Source organism: Ekhidna sp. (assembly GCF_965247405.1).
GTDB lineage: Bacteria > Bacteroidota > Bacteroidia > Cytophagales > Cyclobacteriaceae > Ekhidna.
This window is the reverse complement of sequence record NZ_OZ252014.1, coordinates 902,279-920,363: the sequence shown is the minus strand read 5'-3', so window position 1 is coordinate 920,363 and position 18,085 is coordinate 902,279. Positions and strand designations below refer to the sequence as shown.

Below are 18,085 nucleotides of genomic sequence, written 5' to 3'. Positions count from 1 at the left end.
CGTAGATTTGTGACAATAGAACCTAGTTCAAAAGGACTGACCCAATAATTCAAAGATATGATTCAAAAATTTAGACTAATTCTCTTTTTTACAATACTCACTTTATTCATCTCATGTAAAGATGATGACAGAGGAGGCATACCTTCCAATGAGGTGATTTTCGGATTTACAACTACCTCTATTTCTGAAAGGTTAGCAGAAGAATATGAACTGACTAAATTATATGTGACAATAGAAGATGAGAGTGGATTAGTTGTTTATGATGATGAAATATTTTTGAATCAATTTGATGAGAATTATGAAAGTGATCCCATCTCGTTAAATCTTGGATCATATCAACTAGAAGCTTTTTTTGTTTTGGACACTGATAGTATAGTTCGCTATGCCACTCCCAAGGATGGATCGGAAATGGCTTACTTGGTAAATAAACCACTACCCATTCACTTTGTTGTGAGTAAGGACGATGTGACTCATGTGGTACTTGAAGTGATTAGTACGGATGAGGGAGGTAGCGTAGATTTTGGCTATTCATCATTTAGTTTTAATGTGATTGAGACTTTTGATTTATTGCTAGGCGTATTAGCTTTTGATTATTCATCCAAACAATATGAGCTTACTGATGCAAACCTCACAATCTTGAACGAGGAGGATACGGTGATGACGGACGTACTGTTTGATGTTACAAATAAAGTAGTTCTTTCGGAGCGCTATGATAGCTTCAATTTGATAATTGAAAAGTCAGGATATAGGATCTTTGACAAGACCTTTACAATTGACTCATTGAGGCAGCATGATGGTACCAACCAATATGGTCCTCTTGAGATTACTCTTGAACAGGAAGTTGATATTACCACTGGTTTGATAGCCTACTATCCTTTTAATGGTAATGCGAATGATGAGAGTGTAAATAGCAACCATGGAAGCGTGAATGGTGCCTCTTTAACAGAGGATCGGAATGGAGTTGGAAGTTCTGCATACAGTTTCGATGGGGAAGATGATTATATAGATCTAGGTGGTTCAGAAATCTTTTCTCTTGGTAATTATGAAGGCTTTGCTATTTCCGCCTGGGTAAAAAGCAATGAAGTTTCAATTGAAACACCTAATGATAATATGACAATATTCAGTAAGTATATAGCGGCTTCTGATAACCGGTTTTATAATCTTTACATTGTTGCAGATCATGATGTTCGATTTGCAACTTGGTCCAATGGTTCAGAAAGTCCTTCAGATGTTGTTCAAGCTGATATCGGAAACGAATGGAATCATATAACCCTAGTTAGTAGCGATGGAAAGTATTTGTTATATCTCAATGGTGTTTTAAGCGAAGAGGTATCTAAAACTTTTGATATAAAAACAGGATCTACTACTGCTCATGCTATGATTGGAGCTGTTCATCATTCAAGTACTATTTATGATAGAATTTTTAATGGATCTATTGATGAGGTTCGCATCTATGATCGCGCGATAAACTCTGCTGAAGTGGATGCTTTGTTTAATGATTGATTATCCCTCTTATTTTGTTCTTTCGAGATGCTTTCTTTTCATGTTTAATGAAAAACTATATTACTTCAAATTTTGAAGTCCCCAATCAACTACTTCTTTATGCTTCCAAAATTTTTAAAGCCTATTCTTAAAACTGCTGAAGAAATCCCACCTACAAAATATCACTCACCTATATTTATTACTGGTTGTATGCGAAGCGGTACAACATTCTTAGTTGATAAACTTTCAGCACATCCACAGCTTTTTAAAATAGGTGTAGAACTTAATCTGGTGTGGGAGGAAATAGGAGGCACTGAAACCACAATAAGGTGTGAATACAATGATGGCTCAGAAGCTTCAGCATATCATACTTACCAGATGACTCGATATATAACTGATTTTATTAGTGAAGGTAAGTCTATAAAAAGGCATCTGATGCGATGGGTGAATAAAAGAAATAAACAAACAGGAAGAGTATTTTATGATTGGGATCAAATAATTCCGGTTAATAAATCACCTCATTTGATCAATAAAATTCTATATGTAGACAAGCTTTTTCCAAAAGCAAAGTTCATTTTTATCATTAGAGATATATACTCATATTCATCAAGTCTTAAAATACATTTTGATAATGATTATAAAAGCAGGAAAAAAATTTCATTTCAAACCAATGAGAATGGAGCGTGCTGGTCTAGGGTCACCGAGGATAGTGTACCTTCCAATCTAAATGGTTCTCCTTGCTACCCAAATGACTTTTCCACAATTCCATCTATGTGGATTCGTCTGAATAAGGTGGGCTTGGAATCCTTGCAAAAAATAGATAGAAACCAATATTTAGTTATTTGCTATGAGGATTTGATCCGGCATCAGGAGCGACTATTTAAAGAAATTTTTGCCTTTCTTAACTTGAATGCAAAATTCATCAAAGTTGAGGAGAGTATAGCAAAACGAAAAGTCGATTTAATAAACACAACATCCAAAGGCAATCCATTGACCAAATGGAAAAAAGAATTAACCAGTGAAGAGAAAAAAAATATTGACAGGGTAATTGAGAATGAGAAGAATGATTATGAATACGTAATAGACAAACTTAGAAATTTGAAAGCTTAGTTTTCGGAAAATACAGAGTAGTAGTGATAGAGACGATCACGGTTAAAATATTGGAGAAGTAATTTCCTGTTTTGATCAAGTTGTTTAATTTCTTTTTTCTTATCAAACCATTCTATATCTTCAAGGTTAAAGGTTTGAATGCCTATACTTTTCAATATTCTTTTGAAATTATTCTTTTCATTTAGCACCAGTCTTTTCTTCAGGAGTATTGCATTGAAAATCAACCCTAAGGCTTGCATTCGATTATGATAACAGATGACAATGTCTATGTTATTCATCATTTGTATATACTTATCGAAAGGTAAAAATTCTTTAATTGGGATATGATTATTTAAGTATTTCTTTGCAGACTGTTCAATTCTTTTGATTTCAGCCTCATTGCCATACGCCAATAGGGAGTATACAGTTCTAATATTTTTTATACTAGAAATTTTTTTATAAACGTCTGGCTGATTTCCACTTAAATAACCAGAATTACCAACATAGCATATGAAACCGTCTGCTTTGGATTCTTTCTCATTGGGTAATTCTATTTTTTCAAAAAAAGATCGACAATATAGAAATTCATGGAATTCAGCTTTCAAATTGAACTTTTGCTTTAGCTTATTATAAAATATTCTGTCCCAGAATAGAAAAAAATCAATTTTCTTCAATGCTTTTTTGAGCTGCTGTTTACGTATCCATCTGGTTACATATTTTATAATTGACCGCCTTGGAAGGATCCTCTTTGTTTCTCTTTCGAAATAATTTGTTTCGAAATAGTTATAGTACTCATAGCCCCAAAATACCCATGAGAGCCGCTTCCCTGAAAGCCTTGGTATAAGACTTAAGTAATGTGGATAAAGTGAATGAAAGACTATATGATCAAATGCTTCAAGCTCATTCCTGAGCTTTTTCATTGAGGTGACTGGGCGGACATCAAAATTTGTATAAGATTGTAACTTGTTAGGGACAGTGTTGAAATAAACAAATATGGTATTTGACTTCTTGAAACCAAAATACCTTAAGCCGTACATGAAATTAGCAGAAAAAGTAGTGTTATCAGGGAAGAGGTGAGCAATTCGCATTGTGCAAATCTATCAATTCGAACCATGTATTTGGGCTGATATTAAATGCTATTTTTGAGTCATAATTATTTAATAATGATCCCAGTAAATAAACCGTTTTTGCCACCGAAGGAATATTTTGTTAGCCAACTGGATGATATATGGGAAAGAACATGGTTGACCAATAATGGCCCTAATGTTCGTTTACTAGAGGAAAAGTTGCAGAATTATTTAAACCTTAGCAATAAGGTCGTATTAGTTAATAATGGTACTATCGCTTTACAAATTGCGATTAAAGCACTTGATCTTAAAGGACAAATTATTACAACACCATTTTCTTATGTAGCTACTGCGAGTAGTATTGTATGGGAAAGTTGCGAGCCTGTTTTTGCAGACATAGATAAAGATACCTTTAATATAGATGTGAAATCAATAGAGTCTCTTATTAGTTACAATACAGTCGGAATAATAGGTACACATGTATTTGGAAATCCATGTGATATAAAGGCAATTAACCAGCTGGCACACGCAAATGACTTAAAAGTAATATATGATGCAGCACATGCATTTTCTGTTAAATATGAGGAGCAATCAATATTTAACTATGGAGATATTTCGACTGCCAGTCTGCATGCTACCAAGCTCTATCATTGCATAGAGGGGGGATTTGTTGCTACATCAGATATGAGTTTTGTCAGAAAATGTGAACTTATGCGAAATTTTGGTCATGATGGTCCTTATCAATATTCAGAATTGGGAATAAATGGAAAAAACTCTGAATTTCATGCGGCAATGGGATTAGTAAATCTCGAGTTTATTGATCGAGTTATTGCTAAGAGAAAATCCCTTGTCAATGTATATGAGTCTCTCTTGTCCGAACTTCCAATTACCTTTCAAAGATGGGAGTTGGGCGCCACAAGGAATTATGCATATATGCCAATTTTATTCGAATCTGAGAAACAACTTATAAAGACGACTGCTTTTCTTGAAGCAAACGAAATCAATACTCGAAGGTATTTCTATCCAACATTGGACCAACTGCCCTATTTATCTACCAGCGATCGCATTCCAGTTGCTAGAGAAGTAGCACGAAGAATAATTTGTTTACCTCTTTATTACGACTTAAGTGTTTCCAAAGTGGAAATGATTTGTGAGCTGATCAAAAGTTCGATGAAACATAATTAGAGATTAACCCCCATGTTTTCTTATCTACTGTAATTTTATCTTGTTTATTAAAACGACATTCTATTTCAGGACATTCATTGATAATATTTAACGTCTTCATTTTTTTTAGAATAAGGTTGGGATTTTCAACAAATTCTTCAAAATGAATGGTCATTTGTTTGTTTTGAGGGATCTTAGAAAGTCCTTCAGTTATTCCATTATTATTACTCCTAACTTGTTCCACTACCTGTTTCCAGTCAGGTAATAATTTAAGCTCTTTATAGTTCGGAGGCTTAAATGAGTACCAATAAGAAGTATTTCCAAAAAATGATTCTCTAGCCTTTAGTAATGATTGGGCATTGTACCTAATGTCTCGCTTTAGATGCAGAAAATAAAAATTTTCGGAAAGATCATTTAGAAGTGGAATATGCCAGTTCATATTTAGCGCTTTCAGAATCAATGGTTTATTAAATGCGTTTTGAAAAGTGCCCAACTCTTTAATGAAAATATCAAGATTTTTTAGTTTTTTGGATTTGTCTAATAGACGACCATTTTCGTCAAACTGAAAAAAACGATTCCAAAAGTACCAGAATTCATGAGGTTGATTAGGACCCCTGGTTTTTCCAAGCTTGGAGGAAAAGTCTTCAGTTTCTTTTAGAGGAAATATTTCATCTTTATCATCTAATTCATGGAGCATTTGATAAATCCTGGTACCTAGATAAGGTGAATAGTAAAAGCGGGAAATGATATTATTTGGATATCCGAATAGTCCCGTTTTAGCAAGAAATTGATAAAGCAAAGTAGTTCCACTTCGTGCACAACCCATAATAAAAATTATTGGTAAGTGAGGTTTCTGTCCTGAAGCTACTATTTTTTGATTCGTACTTTTCAATAGAGATTCTAGCTCATTTAGCACATTTTCAAGAGATTTATTCCTCTTGTGATCTTTTTGGCGATCTTTATCTTTCATGTTGTTTAATGGTGTCAATAATTGTCTCCATTTCCCTTAAACTATATCTGTGGTCTATAGGTAAGGGAATGAGTTCTCCACTCATTCTCTTTTCAAAATCAAAATTATCCTCTCTGTCTAAACATTCCTTCCATAAAATTGGGGTATAAATCATTTTATTCCAGATTTTTTGATGATCGATTTGTATTTTTGGCCAATAGGGATAATAAAGCGGGACTTGTCCATTAAGGTTCAAGTTGAGTTTATTTGATTCATCTAGTTTTCTTGAAAGAATGCGATAGTTATTGATCCTTTTTAATCTAATAGACTTTAGGTCTATTTGCTGCATTACTCTTGATGAATAGGCTGACATTTTAAGATTATTGACAGTTTGTTCTTTTTCCAGTGATTGATAATATTCATATGCTTCATCAAGTTTTCCTTCTTTCCTTAATTTCAGATGTGAAGTATTGGGTTTAATACCTTTTGCCGACCTTTGTATTTCAATGAAATTTGGATAGTCTAAAAAACTTCCGTCAGGTACCCCAAAAAATTTTCTCAGACTATTAAAAGACCAAGTATTTATTTTAGGAGCAAAAAATGCTTGAGAATTATCTACTATAAGTCTAGTTTTAAATAGGCTCCAAAGTGATTTAATATATTGAGTCTTCAATCCATAATAATTCACTCCAATAATAAATTCGTCACCTTTAAGATTTGGTAATTGCTTAAATTCCAAAGATCTATTTAAAGGAATAAACGAATAAGAAATTCTTAACTTTTTAATTGGTTGAATTAGTGCATCACATGAGTAATAGGGTAAATAGATTTTTTGTGGAGTTGTGTTTTTCAGAATAAAGAATAATGCAGATCGACCATTTGAAAAACTAAATTCCTTTCTTATCCTATAATTATTAGGTTCGCTTAGTAAATCTTCCTCTTCTAGAAAACCACCTATAGCCTTCATGTTAATTGATAATTCTTCAGAAATTCATTGAGCTCACCCTCACTGCAATTAAAAAGTAAGTCAAGAATTGAAAGATTTGGGTGAAAATCTTTTGAGATCTGCCTATAATTAAAGTTCAGTGACTCAATAAAATGTAGTTCAATACCCTCATTATTGAAAGATTTCTTAGAATATAATTCCATTCCTCCTGGGAGGTTTATATAATCAGTGGCAGATTCTTCTTTACAAATATGAATAACTCGCTCAGAACCCTTAATGGAAGAATCATAAAAATCACTTTCCTTGAAAGTTGCTTTGAGTCCTAAGAAATTAGCCGAGAACTTTATACTGGCAATTGCCATTTTATCAATAGTATGGAAATTAGTATCAAAAAATGAATTTAACTCTGGATAAAAAGAATCAAAGTTTTTTGATTTAGCATAAGATTGTTTTATCGATTTAAGGAACCCATTTTTCCATTTTTCAAAGAGGTGAGTATGGATTTTGGTTTCATTGATCTTCTTGTTTGAACTTGCTTTTGATAATGGAACAGTGAAGAATGTAGGATGACCATTTAAGAGTAATTGGTTTCGATTAATCCAACCTTGTTTGATAAAATTTGAGTCAGTTAGAAAAATGAATAAATCACTTGACTCGATTAATTGAAAATAACCAATGTATGGAAAAAGATATGGTTGCATAATTGCCAGTCTCATAGCTTGATAACTTCTGCTTTAACTTAAATTATTTGTTTTTCAGCATTAGTAAACTCCAACAATTTGCACCGAATACCTTAAACGTGAATCAATAAACATTTTTTTTTTAAAAGTAATCGATAGTCCTTAAGAGGACGACTTCTACCTCTATTAAAAGCATCCTTTTCTTACTTGTTTACCAGAAATCGCAGGTGAGGTTTAAGTAATAGATTTGAAAAACAAGTCCTGCATGCTCGCAGGATCAGTGTTTTAATGTCTCAGACTATTTAGATTGAGAATCAGACTGCCCGCAAATGCAATTATCACAAGAATTGACCCGGCCATCATTATTTTATTCCCGGTAAAATATGTTTGAGGTTTAAACTCAAAAACTATCAAATAGCTACCTTCAGGTATTGGCAATGCACGTAATACATAATTTGCCCTAAGAATTTCAACTTGTTCCCCATCAATGGTAGCTTCCCATCCATCAGGATAGTAGATTTCTGAAAATACTCCCATCGCAGTTCCATTGCTTATTTCAGCTTGATAGGTGACTCTGTTAGGTGTTTTCTCAGTTAGTGTGATGATGCCAGAACCCGAAATTTGAGGAATATTAAATTTACTTTGATCGATTACAGCTTCATTTTTTGTGTTGATGGAACATACCTTCCCAATTTCTTCATCTGGAGAACTCACAGGAATGATTGTTGAAACAGTCCAGCCATTTCCATTGGCATACCTATTTGGGAATACACCATTCTGCTGTGTACCTGCATACAAAAACTTCGTGTTAAGCATGTTTAATACTTGCAAGTTTGAGAAATCAAGTGATTGATTTTGAAGTGACTGGAATGCACTTTGCATCTCCGACTGCAAGCAGTAGTCGATCAAATCCTGATATCTTCGAATCTTAGCTCCATGGTACCCTCCAATGGATTCATGGTAATAAGAAGTTCTGTTCTCATTAAATGGATTTTGGAGATTTAAAACTCGCTCTCCGTAAAGCGCCTGAGAAGTAATTGTTTTATCCACTTCGGTCATTGCAAAAAATTCTCTGGAAGGATCTTTAACAAACTTTTCTTCACCGAGGAATCGCTTTGTTAGTGAGAAACTATCCACCAAGACAATCACTAAAAAGCCAAGCATCACCTGCTGTATTTTTACTTTCTTTTTGAAAAGTGACCACAATAGTATTGCAAATGATACCACAAACATGAGTGCCCTCAGTGTGTCTTTTACAAGCAGCGACTTGCGATCATCTCTTATTGCGGTAATGAACCAGTCGGGCAGTTGAGCATCTATCGCTCCTCTGTATCCCAATGCGCCTGAAAATAGAAGCAGTGCAACTAAAAGTCCTCCACCTATTCCGAAAAGAATAAATGCTTTTTTCCTCAATTCCGCATTCCATTCTGAGCTTACCAGCTTTTCCAAAGCTATGAACCCCAACAAATTCATTGCAAAAATGGTGATGATGATGGTGAATGTCACAGAACGAAATTTGTTGTATCCCGGCAGGTAGTCAAACAGAAAATTATTGAAAGCTTCAAAATTGTTGCCCCAACTCATCATGATCCCAAGTACAGTAAGTGATATTAACCACACCTTATGTTTTTTTGGTAAAATCAGAATACCGAGGATGAATAGTAGAACTGTAAATGTTCCTGCGTAGTACGGAGCGGTAAGTGGCTGATCCCCCCAATATGTGGGGATAGCTTTTACTTGTTGAGCAATTTGTGAGCGGTTATATCCTGCGTTTCGCAAAGCATCCGCAACTGCAGATTTAGTTGATAACTCCTGTTGGGATGAGCCACCAAAAATATTTGGGACAAATAAGAAGAGCGGTTCAGCTATGCCATTGCTATATCTAAAAGCATATTCCTTGTCTAAACCGGAGGAGGCTTGTTGATCGCTTTTCAGCTCTGACTTTCCACGAATGGTGTATTTGCTGTATTCCAACGTTGTAGCTAAGCGTCCATAATTAGCTCCCACTGCCAGAATAGCTGCCAGAATCATTAGAGCAGCATTAATACCAGAAGGCTTAAAGTCTTTTTCACGGATTGCCTTAACCAAGGCATTTATTCCATATGCTGCCACGATTATGGCGAGGTAATAAGTGATTTGTGGGTGATTGGCTCGAATTTGGAGGCCTAAACCCAAGGCTGTCAATCCAAAACCCAGCCACCTTTTACCTGTAAATGCCAAATGAATACCACCCAAAACCAACGGCATCAATGCAACTGCGGCAATTTTAGCATTATGACCAGCCATGATTCCTATCATATTGAATCCATTAAGCCCGAATGCAATTGCCCCCGCAGCAGCTATCAAAGGCCGCACTTTGAAACAAAGAAGCAGAATATAGAAGCTTACCAGGCACACAAACAAAATTCCTTCTGGGTGTTTCATCCCAAGCATCATTCCTTTATATACGTATTTTAGAATGTCGCCTGAATATTGAACACCTGTTAAATACGCTGGCATCCCACTAAACACATATGGATTCCATAGAGACTGTTCACCAGTTGTATTGCTGAACTGCTTAATTTGATTATTACCGCCCTGTGCCTGCAAAATGTCATGTTGCTCAATTTGCTTATCACCTAGTAAGGATGGGTAATGAACAAGGAAGGTAACAAAAAGAAACCCAAGAATAATTAAACCATGGGTGAGTATGTTTTTCTTAAGGTTGGCGTTCATTTTGGAAGGTTAATTTTTAAGAATCGTTCAAAGGTAGAATGAATGAGTGTATTGATATCTGGAGAGATTCGAAATCTGTAAATCAGATATACAAATACTATTGTTGTGAATAGAGATCGGATAAGTATTGATACAACAGGATGCCATGAAGGCTGAAAAAAATAGGCTGCAAGTCCCAAAAAGAATCCGATGGCGAATAATGGAAAATGAGATTTTATCAGTGGCTGTATTCTGAAATGGTACCAAACAAATCCGACTTTGAGAATTATATGAAACAAAATTGCAATTACATAACTGAAAACTGCACCATTGATGCCCCACAGAGAAATGAAAAAGTAATTGAGTATAATCAAAACTACAGCAGCAGCTAGCTGAAAGAGGAGGTTGTATTTGTATAAATGAGAAAAATTAATGATCTCCCCTGCAAAGCTTGAAACCATTAAAGTCAGTTTTGTAAAGCAAACACCGACCACCACCCAGAAACCGGCCTGAAATTCTGAGCCCTTAGGAATGAAATCGAAAAGATCTTTCAGGTTGGTAATAATACCTATGAACAAAAGAAGGCCTATCACAGACATTGTAATTGAACCTCTTTTAAAGAGGCTATCTACCTCTTTCATGTTTTTTTTGGCAAATTCAGAAGAAATAACTGGAGACAGGACTTTGCTCATATTTCTACGAGGCATCTCCACTATTACCGCTATAAAAAAACACGTATTAAATATTCCATTCATTGCTGGGCCTAGCTGTGCAGTTATTTGATCATAAGAAATGTTATTAATGATTGCAAAACTTCCGGCAAGAGCCATTGAATAGGAGCCAAACCTGACCAATTTCCCCCTCCACTCCTTGGTTATAACGCTAGATTGAAAATCAAAGCGAAAGCCATGTGCCACAATTAGATGAGTAAACAGGAATACAAAAGCAAGTGAGTAGACAATCCCAAGCCCAGTGACTGCCATATCGAAATTCCACCATTCAAATGCAAACCCAATGACCAGCAATAAAGACCCAAGTCGTAAATAAACATCACGTAGAAACGAAGGAAAGATCACTTTCATGATTGTTCTACTGTAATTGAAGAACAGGTCAAACAGGCTATTGGCTACAATAATGATGGCGGTAATTGAAAGATAGTTTACATATGTAGGAGCAGTATCTACATACCTTGAAGCGATAAGATCTTTCATTGAGTAACCAACAGCGATGATAAGTACATTCCCTATAAGCGTTATCAAAAACAAAAAGCTAAAAAATCGATTCCTGCTTGTTTCTTGAAATGAAGGGAAAAATTTGATAAAGGAACTCCCCATTCCAAATGATGAAATAGGAGATACCATCATCGCATTTGCAGTGATAAGTGTGAAAAGTCCAATCTGGAAAAGGTCAAGATACTCTGCCCGAAAATAGAGTGTATTTAGATAGCCAACGACCACTCCCAAATAAGAGAGAACTGTTCCCCAAAAACTTTGCTTAATGACTACTCCCACAGGCTCGAATTAGAAAAACCACAATTTAATGGAAAGGGCAATCACCATAACCAGCAGTATCATTCGAATTAACTTATCACTTTTGCCAACAGACCATCGGCTGCCGATCCATGCACCCACAGAGTTCCCAGCGGCAAGCGTAAGTCCATATTCCCAGCGGATTTTATCTTCCAGGTAGAAAACGATGACAGCAGCAATGGTGTAGCAAAGAATGACAAATACCTTGATGCTATTTGTTTTAGCCATATTGAAGCCATGAATGCTGGTGAGTGTGGCTATGATCAAAAAGCCAATTCCTGCCTGAATGAAGCCTCCATAAATACCTAAAAAGAAAAAAGCGAAAACGCTTATCCATGTTTTTTTCTTATTGATTATCTCACTTGGATCAATGTTGATAGATGGACGGAAAATGGAAATAGCCATGACCACCAGCATAACCACTGCCAGAATACGGTTAAATACCTTGTCACCTATGTCTACGGCAATGTTCGATCCAATGATGGCGCCTATTATGGCAGGTATAGCAACGTAGATAGCAAAAGGGAAAACGTAAACACCTTTACTTCGATACCCCGCAACTGAAAAAATATTCTGTATAAAAATGGCTACCCGATTGGTGCCATTGGCTTCTGCAGAGGGTAAACCCATGAAAATAAGAAGAGGCATAATAAGTAGAGATCCACCCCCTGCTATACTATTAACAAAACCAGCAAATGCGCCGGCGAAAACCAAAAGAATTCCTTCAAGTACTGACATTTAAAGCTTGTAATCTGTGAGTTTGCAATCTAATTCATCAGTACAATCGGCAAGTAATTCTAAATGGTTTTTTGATTTGGCTGGGTGAATTTCAAGCGGGCACATTTCTACTAAAGGGACAAGCGTAAACCGTCTTTCAGGAATACCTGGATGGGGGATCGATAAATTTTCCAGGTTTACCATTTGATCATGATAATAAAGGATGTCAATGTCGATACACCGCTCGCCAAACTTTTCTTTTCTGATTCTGCCTAGAGATTTTTCAATGTCAAGAATAGTTCCCAAAAGTTCGCTTGGTCCTTTTGAGGTTTCGATCTGAAGAATAACATTTAAAAACCAATCCTGATTCTGCTTCCCCCAGGGTTCTGTTTCGTAAATTGAAGATTCATCAATCACCTGGATGCCTTCCGTAATGAGAAGCTTCTCAGCCTCTTTGAGGTACTCCAACCGATTGCCCATATTGCTACCCAATAGCAGGTAAATTCCGTTCATCTAGTTTCTTGATCTATTGTTTGCAAACCTCGTCTTACTTTTGCGAATTATCAATAATGACACAGTAAGGATTTGTCTGTTGTCATTAGATGCAAACTAAACGTATCAAATACATATACATGGCATTTTTAAGAAATCTCCTTGCCACGATCGTTGGCCTAATTATTTTTTCGATCCTCGGATTCTTCCTTTTGATTGGAATAGTGGCTTCCGCCTCTGCTGATGAGGTGCCAACGGTAAAAAGCAATTCAGTGCTTTATTTTCCAATGACGGGCCTATTGCAAGAGAAGGCAGTAGATGATCCGTTTCTTACTGCATTTGCTGATGCCCCGCCAGTTCAGAGTCTGTTGGATATCATCACAGCTATTGATCGGGCTAAAACGGATGACCGCATCAAGGGCATATACATTGAGCCCATGTATTTGGCCGGAAGCTATGCTGGATTACAGGAAATTAGAGATGCGCTGTTGGATTTTAAAGAGTCAGGAAAGTTTGTTTACGCATATGGAGAGTATATCAGCGAATCAGACTTTTATGTTGCCTCAGTAGCTGATAGTTTGTTTTTGAATCCAACCGGCGCAATAGAATTTAATGGGCTGGATGTAAATATCACCTTCTGGAAAGGGATGTTTGACAAACTGGATATTCAGCCTGAGGTATTTAGGGTAGGTGAATTTAAAAGCTATGTAGAACCATACATCCGAAAGGATTTAAGCCCGGAAAACAGACTTCAGTACAGCGAATTGCTGGCATCCATGTACAAAACGTACCTATCGAATGTGTCTAATTCAGTACGGATCCCAATAGAGAAATTGGAGAATATTTCTGATCAGATGAATATAAATCTTCCTCAGGATGCCGTAGATATCGGATTAATCCACAAACTGGGCTATGAAGATGAGTTGAAAAGTGTAATGAAAAAGAAACTCGGATTGGCCGAAGACAAGAAGCTTCGAACCATGAAGATGAATAAATACATCCAGGCAACCGAGACAATGGATAACTACTCCAGCAACCGAATTGCTGTGATAGTTGCGGAGGGTGACATTGTAATGGGTGGTGATGAAGGGATCGTTGGGGAGACATATGCCGAAGAGATCCGGAAAGCACGAAACAACGATCGGGTTAAAGCCATCGTGATGCGGGTGAACTCCGGAGGTGGTAGTATGACTGCCTCTGATATGATCTGGAGAGAACTGATGTTGACCAAAGGAAAGAAACCGATTATCGCCTCTATGGGAGGAGCAGCTGCGTCAGGAGGATATTACATCGCCATGCCAGCAGATACCATTATCGCTCAGCCAAACACCATCACTGGTTCAATTGGAATTTTCGGGATGTGGTTCAATTTCGGTGAGTTTTTAGAGAATAAAATTGGAATAACACATGATGTAGTGAAAACCGGTGAATATTCAGATATCTACACTGTTACACGACCGCTCAGAGATTCTGAACGAGCGATAATCCAGCGTGGCGTTAATGAAGGGTACGAAGTATTCACACAGAAAGTAGCAGATGCCCGTGGAATGGCACAGGATGAAGTAAAGAAAATTGCCAGTGGCCGAGTGTGGAGTGGCGAACAGGCACTTGAAAATGGTTTGGTTGATCAGATAGGCAGCTACAAAGACGCGATAGAATTAGCAGCAAAGGCAGCAGGTATTGAAGATGATTATTCCGTGTCTCACTATCCTAAGCAAAAGCCATTCATTGAAGAAGTATTAGAAAAAATGAATGCCAAAGTGCAGTTCACCTTATTTGGGATGGACACTGATCCGGTAACCAAGGCGGTGAAAGAACTAAACCAGCATAAAGGGCTGCAAGCTAGAGTGCCTGGAAATGTGGAGGTGAGATAGTATTTCTTTCAACTGATTTGTTTATTCTTTCAAAATAATGTCAAAGTTGAGGTTCATAGTAAGCTATGAACCTCAACTTTTTAATCCTCCATCAATCGTTTTTTCAGCGCTATCAAATTCCGTTTTCTAGGAATGTGCATTGCTTTGCGCTCCCATCGTACCAGGAAAAAAGCAAGCGCAAACATCCCGATGATGAGCAGCCACTTTTCGATATCCGCTCCGAAGTATAGCATTTTTCCCAATGAGAAAATACCGACTGGGATTAAATAATAATAGATCATGAGGGTTGCAATTCGGACCATTGAATCGCTATTGGCAATCGCATGATCCAACTCACCCATCATAGATCGGTCAAATGTGTTTTCTTTTGCCTTTCTCTTATTGCGGAAATATATCAGGAAAACAACTGTCAGTGCCATAATTGTTGCTCCCGCATAATCCCATGGACCTTCTTTATCCAGTATTGCATCTGTAAATAAAATGACTGATACGGTACTGTTGATGATCATCAGCATGATTTCTACCAAATTGATCCGCTTGCCGGCAGCAGCTTTTTTGCGACTGATGCTTTTATGTAAGGCGCTTTCGTTGATTGCATACATGGTTTCTCCTGTTTGTTCGTTCCAGATTTTTTGCATTTCCTCAAACTCCATAGTTGTATTGTTTAGAGTTGTTCACTAATTGTTTTTTGATCCGGTGAATTTTCACCCCGATGTTGCTTTCAGAGATTCCCATCATTTGAGACATTTCTTTGTAGCTATAGCCATCCAGGAGTAAGAGCGTGAGCGATCGATCGATTTCATTAAACTGCTTGATTTGATCATACAACCAGGCAATGCGCTCATCCAGAGGTTCATTTTTGGCTTCAAGAATATGACCGACTTTGTCTACTTCCTGATGTCCATTCAGGTGCATTTTTTCCTTGGTGCTCCATTTAATCGCCGTATTCAGTGCGATACGATAGAGCCAGGTAGAAACAGCCGATGAACCTTTAAAATTGGGAATTGAACGATACATCTGCAGGCAGATATCTTGAAAAAGGTCATTTTGATTATCTGTGGTGAAAGCGTAAGCACGTATTACTTTGAACAATAGTGCCCGGTAATCACCCAGCCATTCTGTAAAAATTTGTCGTTGTTCGCTTTCTTTCATTTCCGAATCGTTACCCCACTAGTCCGGAGAAGGAGAGATTTATTACAAAGAATTTAAATTTTGTCAGATGTGTCCCCCTAAGAGGACTGTATGGGCGATTTGTAATAATCTAATTTTCCCTCAACCCAACTGCTCTTCAATGCTTTTGGTTACCGAAGACTTTACGTCTCCTGTATGGGCAGTTGATTTATTTTCAATCAGCATGATCTGGCATTCGTCTTTTGATGAAACCCGATGATTGACCCCTTTCTTCACGATATAGAAATCTCCCTCCCTCATTTTAAAAGGATCTTTACCTTCTTCTTCAAACAACAATTCGCCTTTCAGGATGAAAAAAGCTTCATCCTCGTTTTTATGATTGTGCCAGGGGATGTCTTCACCTTTGATTTTAGCAACTTTTACGTACACATCATTCACTTCACCAATCACTTTAGGAGAGAAGTATCCGGATACTTTTGAAAGATAATCTTGAATATTCATAGTATAAATATACAGTGAATGTCAGTCTGAGCTTGCCGAAGACTACTTTTGCACTATGCCCATTCTCGACTTGATCGTAACACCGGAAGTTGGATTTGATTCCGCTAATCTGGAAGCACACCTGAAGCAGCTTGGACACCTGGATAAAGGTCAGTATGTAGATATACTTCGCCGGTCTGTGGATGCCAGACAAAAAAAAATTAAGATCAACCTTCGGGTAGAGGTGAGAGACACTCCACCTGAGGTCGAGTATGTTGAGTATTTCAAAGAAGATCACAACGTAAAAAATGCGGATCCGGTCATCATTGTAGGAGCCGGGCCAGCCGGATTATTTGCTGCAATTAAAGCGATTGAAGGCGGACTCAAACCAATCATACTAGAGCGAGGCAAGGATGTAAGAGCACGAAGGAGAGACTTGGCGGCTATCAACAAAGAGCATATCGTTAATCCGGAAAGTAATTATTGCTTTGGAGAAGGTGGAGCCGGCACCTATTCAGATGGTAAATTGTATACCCGCTCCAAAAAACGAGGTAGTATACGTCGGGTATTTGAGATTTTAGTCGCTCATGGGGCCACTCCTGAAATTCTGTTTGAAGCGCATCCACACATTGGCACCAACAAACTCCCAAAGCTGGTGACAGCTCTGAGAGAAGCCATTGAAGCAGCGGGCGGTGAAGTTCATTTCAATACGAAGGTGACAGACTTTATCCTTGAAAATGGAGAAATGAAAGGTGTTGTAACAGAGAAAGGAGAGGTGAAAGGTGTTGCGGTTGTGTTAGCTACGGGTCATTCTGCACGAGATATTTTTCGTTTATGTCAAGACAAAAAAATAAAGGTTGAGGCCAAGCCCTTTGCACTTGGCGTACGAATTGAACATCCTCAGCAGTTGATTGATCGAATTCAATATAAATGTGAAGATCGAGATGAATATCTGCCAGCTTCAGCGTACTCGCTGGTTTCTCAAACCACTTTGAAAGGAAAAGAGCGAGGTGTTTTCTCTTTTTGTATGTGTCCGGGTGGCTTTATTGTTCCGGCCGCTACCTCACCTGGAGAACTGGTAGTCAATGGCATGAGTCCATCTAGGAGAGATAGCAAATACGCCAACTCCGGTTTGGTGGTAGCAGTTGAGTTAGAAGATATCCCGGAATTTCATAAATATGGAGTACTGGCTGCAATGGAGTTTCAGTCAGCAGTAGAAAAACAAGCCTGGAAAATGGGAGGCAAGAGCCAGGTAGCTCCCGCTCAAAAGATGGTAGACTTTGTCAATGGTAAAGTATCCGACAGTCTTCTGGATACTTCCTACCAACCCGGACTACAATCGGCAGATATGGCGGAAGTTTTGCCTTCATTTATTGCCAAGCGTTTACGACAGGGATTTCAATATTTCGGTAAAAAGATGCGAGGCTATCTGACAAATGAAGCGCAAATAATCGGTGTTGAAAGTCGTACTTCATCACCCGTTCGAATCCCTCGCGATAGAGAAACATGTGAGCACGTAGAAATCAAACGATTGTTTCCGTGCGCCGAAGGAGCCGGCTATGCTGGCGGTATTGTCTCGGCTGCCATGGATGGTGAGCGATGCGTGAAGGGGGTTTTACAACTGTATAAAACTCAGCATTCTAAACAATAGCCTCGTGTTGTAAATACAAATCTACCTTCTTTTAAAGACTGTTTTTAACCGATTTTATCATTTTCTTACTTGAGTTTGTTCATTGATAATAAGGTCCCTATCCTATAAAATCATCACTACATCGAATTGATTTTTCAGAT

Annotated in this window: 16 protein-coding genes; 5 read left to right on the top strand and 11 right to left on the bottom strand. The window is 37.5% G+C overall.

Features of this window, described 5'->3' with window-relative positions:
• Positions 1-57: 57 nt before the first annotated feature.
• Together ACP14Y_RS04000 and ACP14Y_RS03995 are read left to right on the top strand one after the other, a co-directional pair.
• Positions 58-1,503: a LamG domain-containing protein gene (locus ACP14Y_RS04000; protein ID WP_424961683.1), complete on the top strand. Its 1,446-nt coding sequence runs from the start codon at positions 58-60 to the stop codon at positions 1,501-1,503.
• 99 nt (positions 1,504-1,602) lie between these two features.
• Positions 1,603-2,592, top strand: a complete 990-nt coding sequence (locus ACP14Y_RS03995; RefSeq protein WP_424961682.1) for a sulfotransferase family protein — start codon at positions 1,603-1,605, stop codon at positions 2,590-2,592.
• On the opposite strand, the gene ACP14Y_RS03990 is transcribed toward ACP14Y_RS03995, so the two are convergent.
• A complete protein-coding gene (locus ACP14Y_RS03990; RefSeq protein ID WP_424961681.1) occupies positions 2,589-3,491 on the bottom strand; it encodes a TDP-N-acetylfucosamine:lipid II N-acetylfucosaminyltransferase in 903 nt (300 codons plus the stop codon). The two genes, ACP14Y_RS03995 and ACP14Y_RS03990, sit on opposite strands and share 4 nt — an antisense overlap.
• 243 nt (positions 3,492-3,734) lie before the next feature.
• On the opposite strand from ACP14Y_RS03990, the gene ACP14Y_RS03985 reads away from it, so the two are divergent.
• A complete protein-coding gene (locus ACP14Y_RS03985; RefSeq protein ID WP_424961680.1) occupies positions 3,735-4,823 on the top strand; it encodes a DegT/DnrJ/EryC1/StrS family aminotransferase in 1,089 nt (362 codons plus the stop codon).
• Here the strand turns inward: ACP14Y_RS03985 and ACP14Y_RS03980 are convergent.
• From ACP14Y_RS03980 to folK, 7 genes are all read right to left on the bottom strand, one after another.
• On the bottom strand, positions 4,798-5,772 hold the full coding sequence (locus ACP14Y_RS03980; RefSeq protein ID WP_424961679.1) for a sulfotransferase: 975 nt from the start codon (positions 5,770-5,772) through the stop codon (positions 4,798-4,800). The two genes, ACP14Y_RS03985 and ACP14Y_RS03980, sit on opposite strands and share 26 nt — an antisense overlap.
• On the bottom strand, positions 5,762-6,718 hold the full coding sequence (locus ACP14Y_RS03975) for a hypothetical protein (protein WP_424961678.1): 957 nt from the start codon (positions 6,716-6,718) through the stop codon (positions 5,762-5,764). The genes ACP14Y_RS03980 and ACP14Y_RS03975 overlap by 11 nt, the downstream gene beginning before the upstream one ends.
• A complete protein-coding gene (locus ACP14Y_RS03970; RefSeq protein ID WP_424961677.1) occupies positions 6,715-7,413 on the bottom strand; it encodes a WbqC family protein in 699 nt (232 codons plus the stop codon). Before ACP14Y_RS03970 ends, ACP14Y_RS03975 begins: the two co-directional genes overlap by 4 nt.
• A 249-nt stretch (positions 7,414-7,662) precedes the next feature.
• The gene (locus ACP14Y_RS03965; RefSeq protein ID WP_424961676.1) at positions 7,663-10,092 is read right to left on the bottom strand and encodes a hypothetical protein; all 2,430 of its coding nucleotides are present in this window, start codon (positions 10,090-10,092) and stop codon (positions 7,663-7,665) included.
• Positions 10,089-11,582, bottom strand: a complete 1,494-nt coding sequence (locus ACP14Y_RS03960) for a lipopolysaccharide biosynthesis protein (RefSeq protein WP_424961675.1) — start codon at positions 11,580-11,582, stop codon at positions 10,089-10,091. The genes ACP14Y_RS03965 and ACP14Y_RS03960 overlap by 4 nt, the downstream gene beginning before the upstream one ends.
• A 9-nt stretch (positions 11,583-11,591) precedes the next feature.
• On the bottom strand, positions 11,592-12,338 hold the full coding sequence (locus ACP14Y_RS03955) for a sulfite exporter TauE/SafE family protein (protein WP_424961674.1): 747 nt from the start codon (positions 12,336-12,338) through the stop codon (positions 11,592-11,594).
• A complete protein-coding gene (gene folK / locus ACP14Y_RS03950) occupies positions 12,339-12,830 on the bottom strand; it encodes a 2-amino-4-hydroxy-6-hydroxymethyldihydropteridine diphosphokinase (RefSeq protein WP_424961673.1) in 492 nt (163 codons plus the stop codon). It lies immediately after the preceding gene.
• A 119-nt stretch (positions 12,831-12,949) separates the two neighbouring features.
• On the opposite strand from folK, the gene sppA reads away from it, so the two are divergent.
• A complete protein-coding gene (sppA, locus tag ACP14Y_RS03945; RefSeq protein WP_424961672.1) occupies positions 12,950-14,683 on the top strand; it encodes a signal peptide peptidase SppA in 1,734 nt (577 codons plus the stop codon).
• Between the two features lie 80 nt (positions 14,684-14,763).
• Here the strand turns inward: sppA and ACP14Y_RS03940 are convergent, their stop codons facing one another.
• The 3 genes from ACP14Y_RS03940 to ACP14Y_RS03930 all read right to left on the bottom strand — a co-directional run bounded on the left by ACP14Y_RS03940 (position 14,764) and on the right by ACP14Y_RS03930 (position 16,315).
• Positions 14,764-15,336: a hypothetical protein gene (locus ACP14Y_RS03940; RefSeq protein WP_424961671.1), complete on the bottom strand. Its 573-nt coding sequence runs from the start codon at positions 15,334-15,336 to the stop codon at positions 14,764-14,766.
• Positions 15,326-15,835 (bottom strand): RNA polymerase sigma factor, encoded by a 510-nt coding sequence (locus tag ACP14Y_RS03935; protein ID WP_350207384.1) that lies wholly within the window; start codon positions 15,833-15,835, stop codon positions 15,326-15,328. The genes ACP14Y_RS03940 and ACP14Y_RS03935 overlap by 11 nt, the downstream gene beginning before the upstream one ends.
• A gap of 120 nt (positions 15,836-15,955) precedes the next feature.
• Positions 15,956-16,315, bottom strand: coding sequence for a cupin domain-containing protein (locus tag ACP14Y_RS03930; RefSeq protein WP_350207383.1), 360 nt, complete (start codon positions 16,313-16,315; stop codon positions 15,956-15,958).
• Between the two features lie 55 nt (positions 16,316-16,370).
• Between ACP14Y_RS03930 and ACP14Y_RS03925 the strand changes: the two genes are divergently transcribed.
• Positions 16,371-17,945, top strand: coding sequence for an NAD(P)/FAD-dependent oxidoreductase (locus ACP14Y_RS03925; protein WP_424961670.1), 1,575 nt, complete (start codon positions 16,371-16,373; stop codon positions 17,943-17,945).
• The last annotated feature ends 140 nt before the right edge of the window (positions 17,946-18,085 follow it).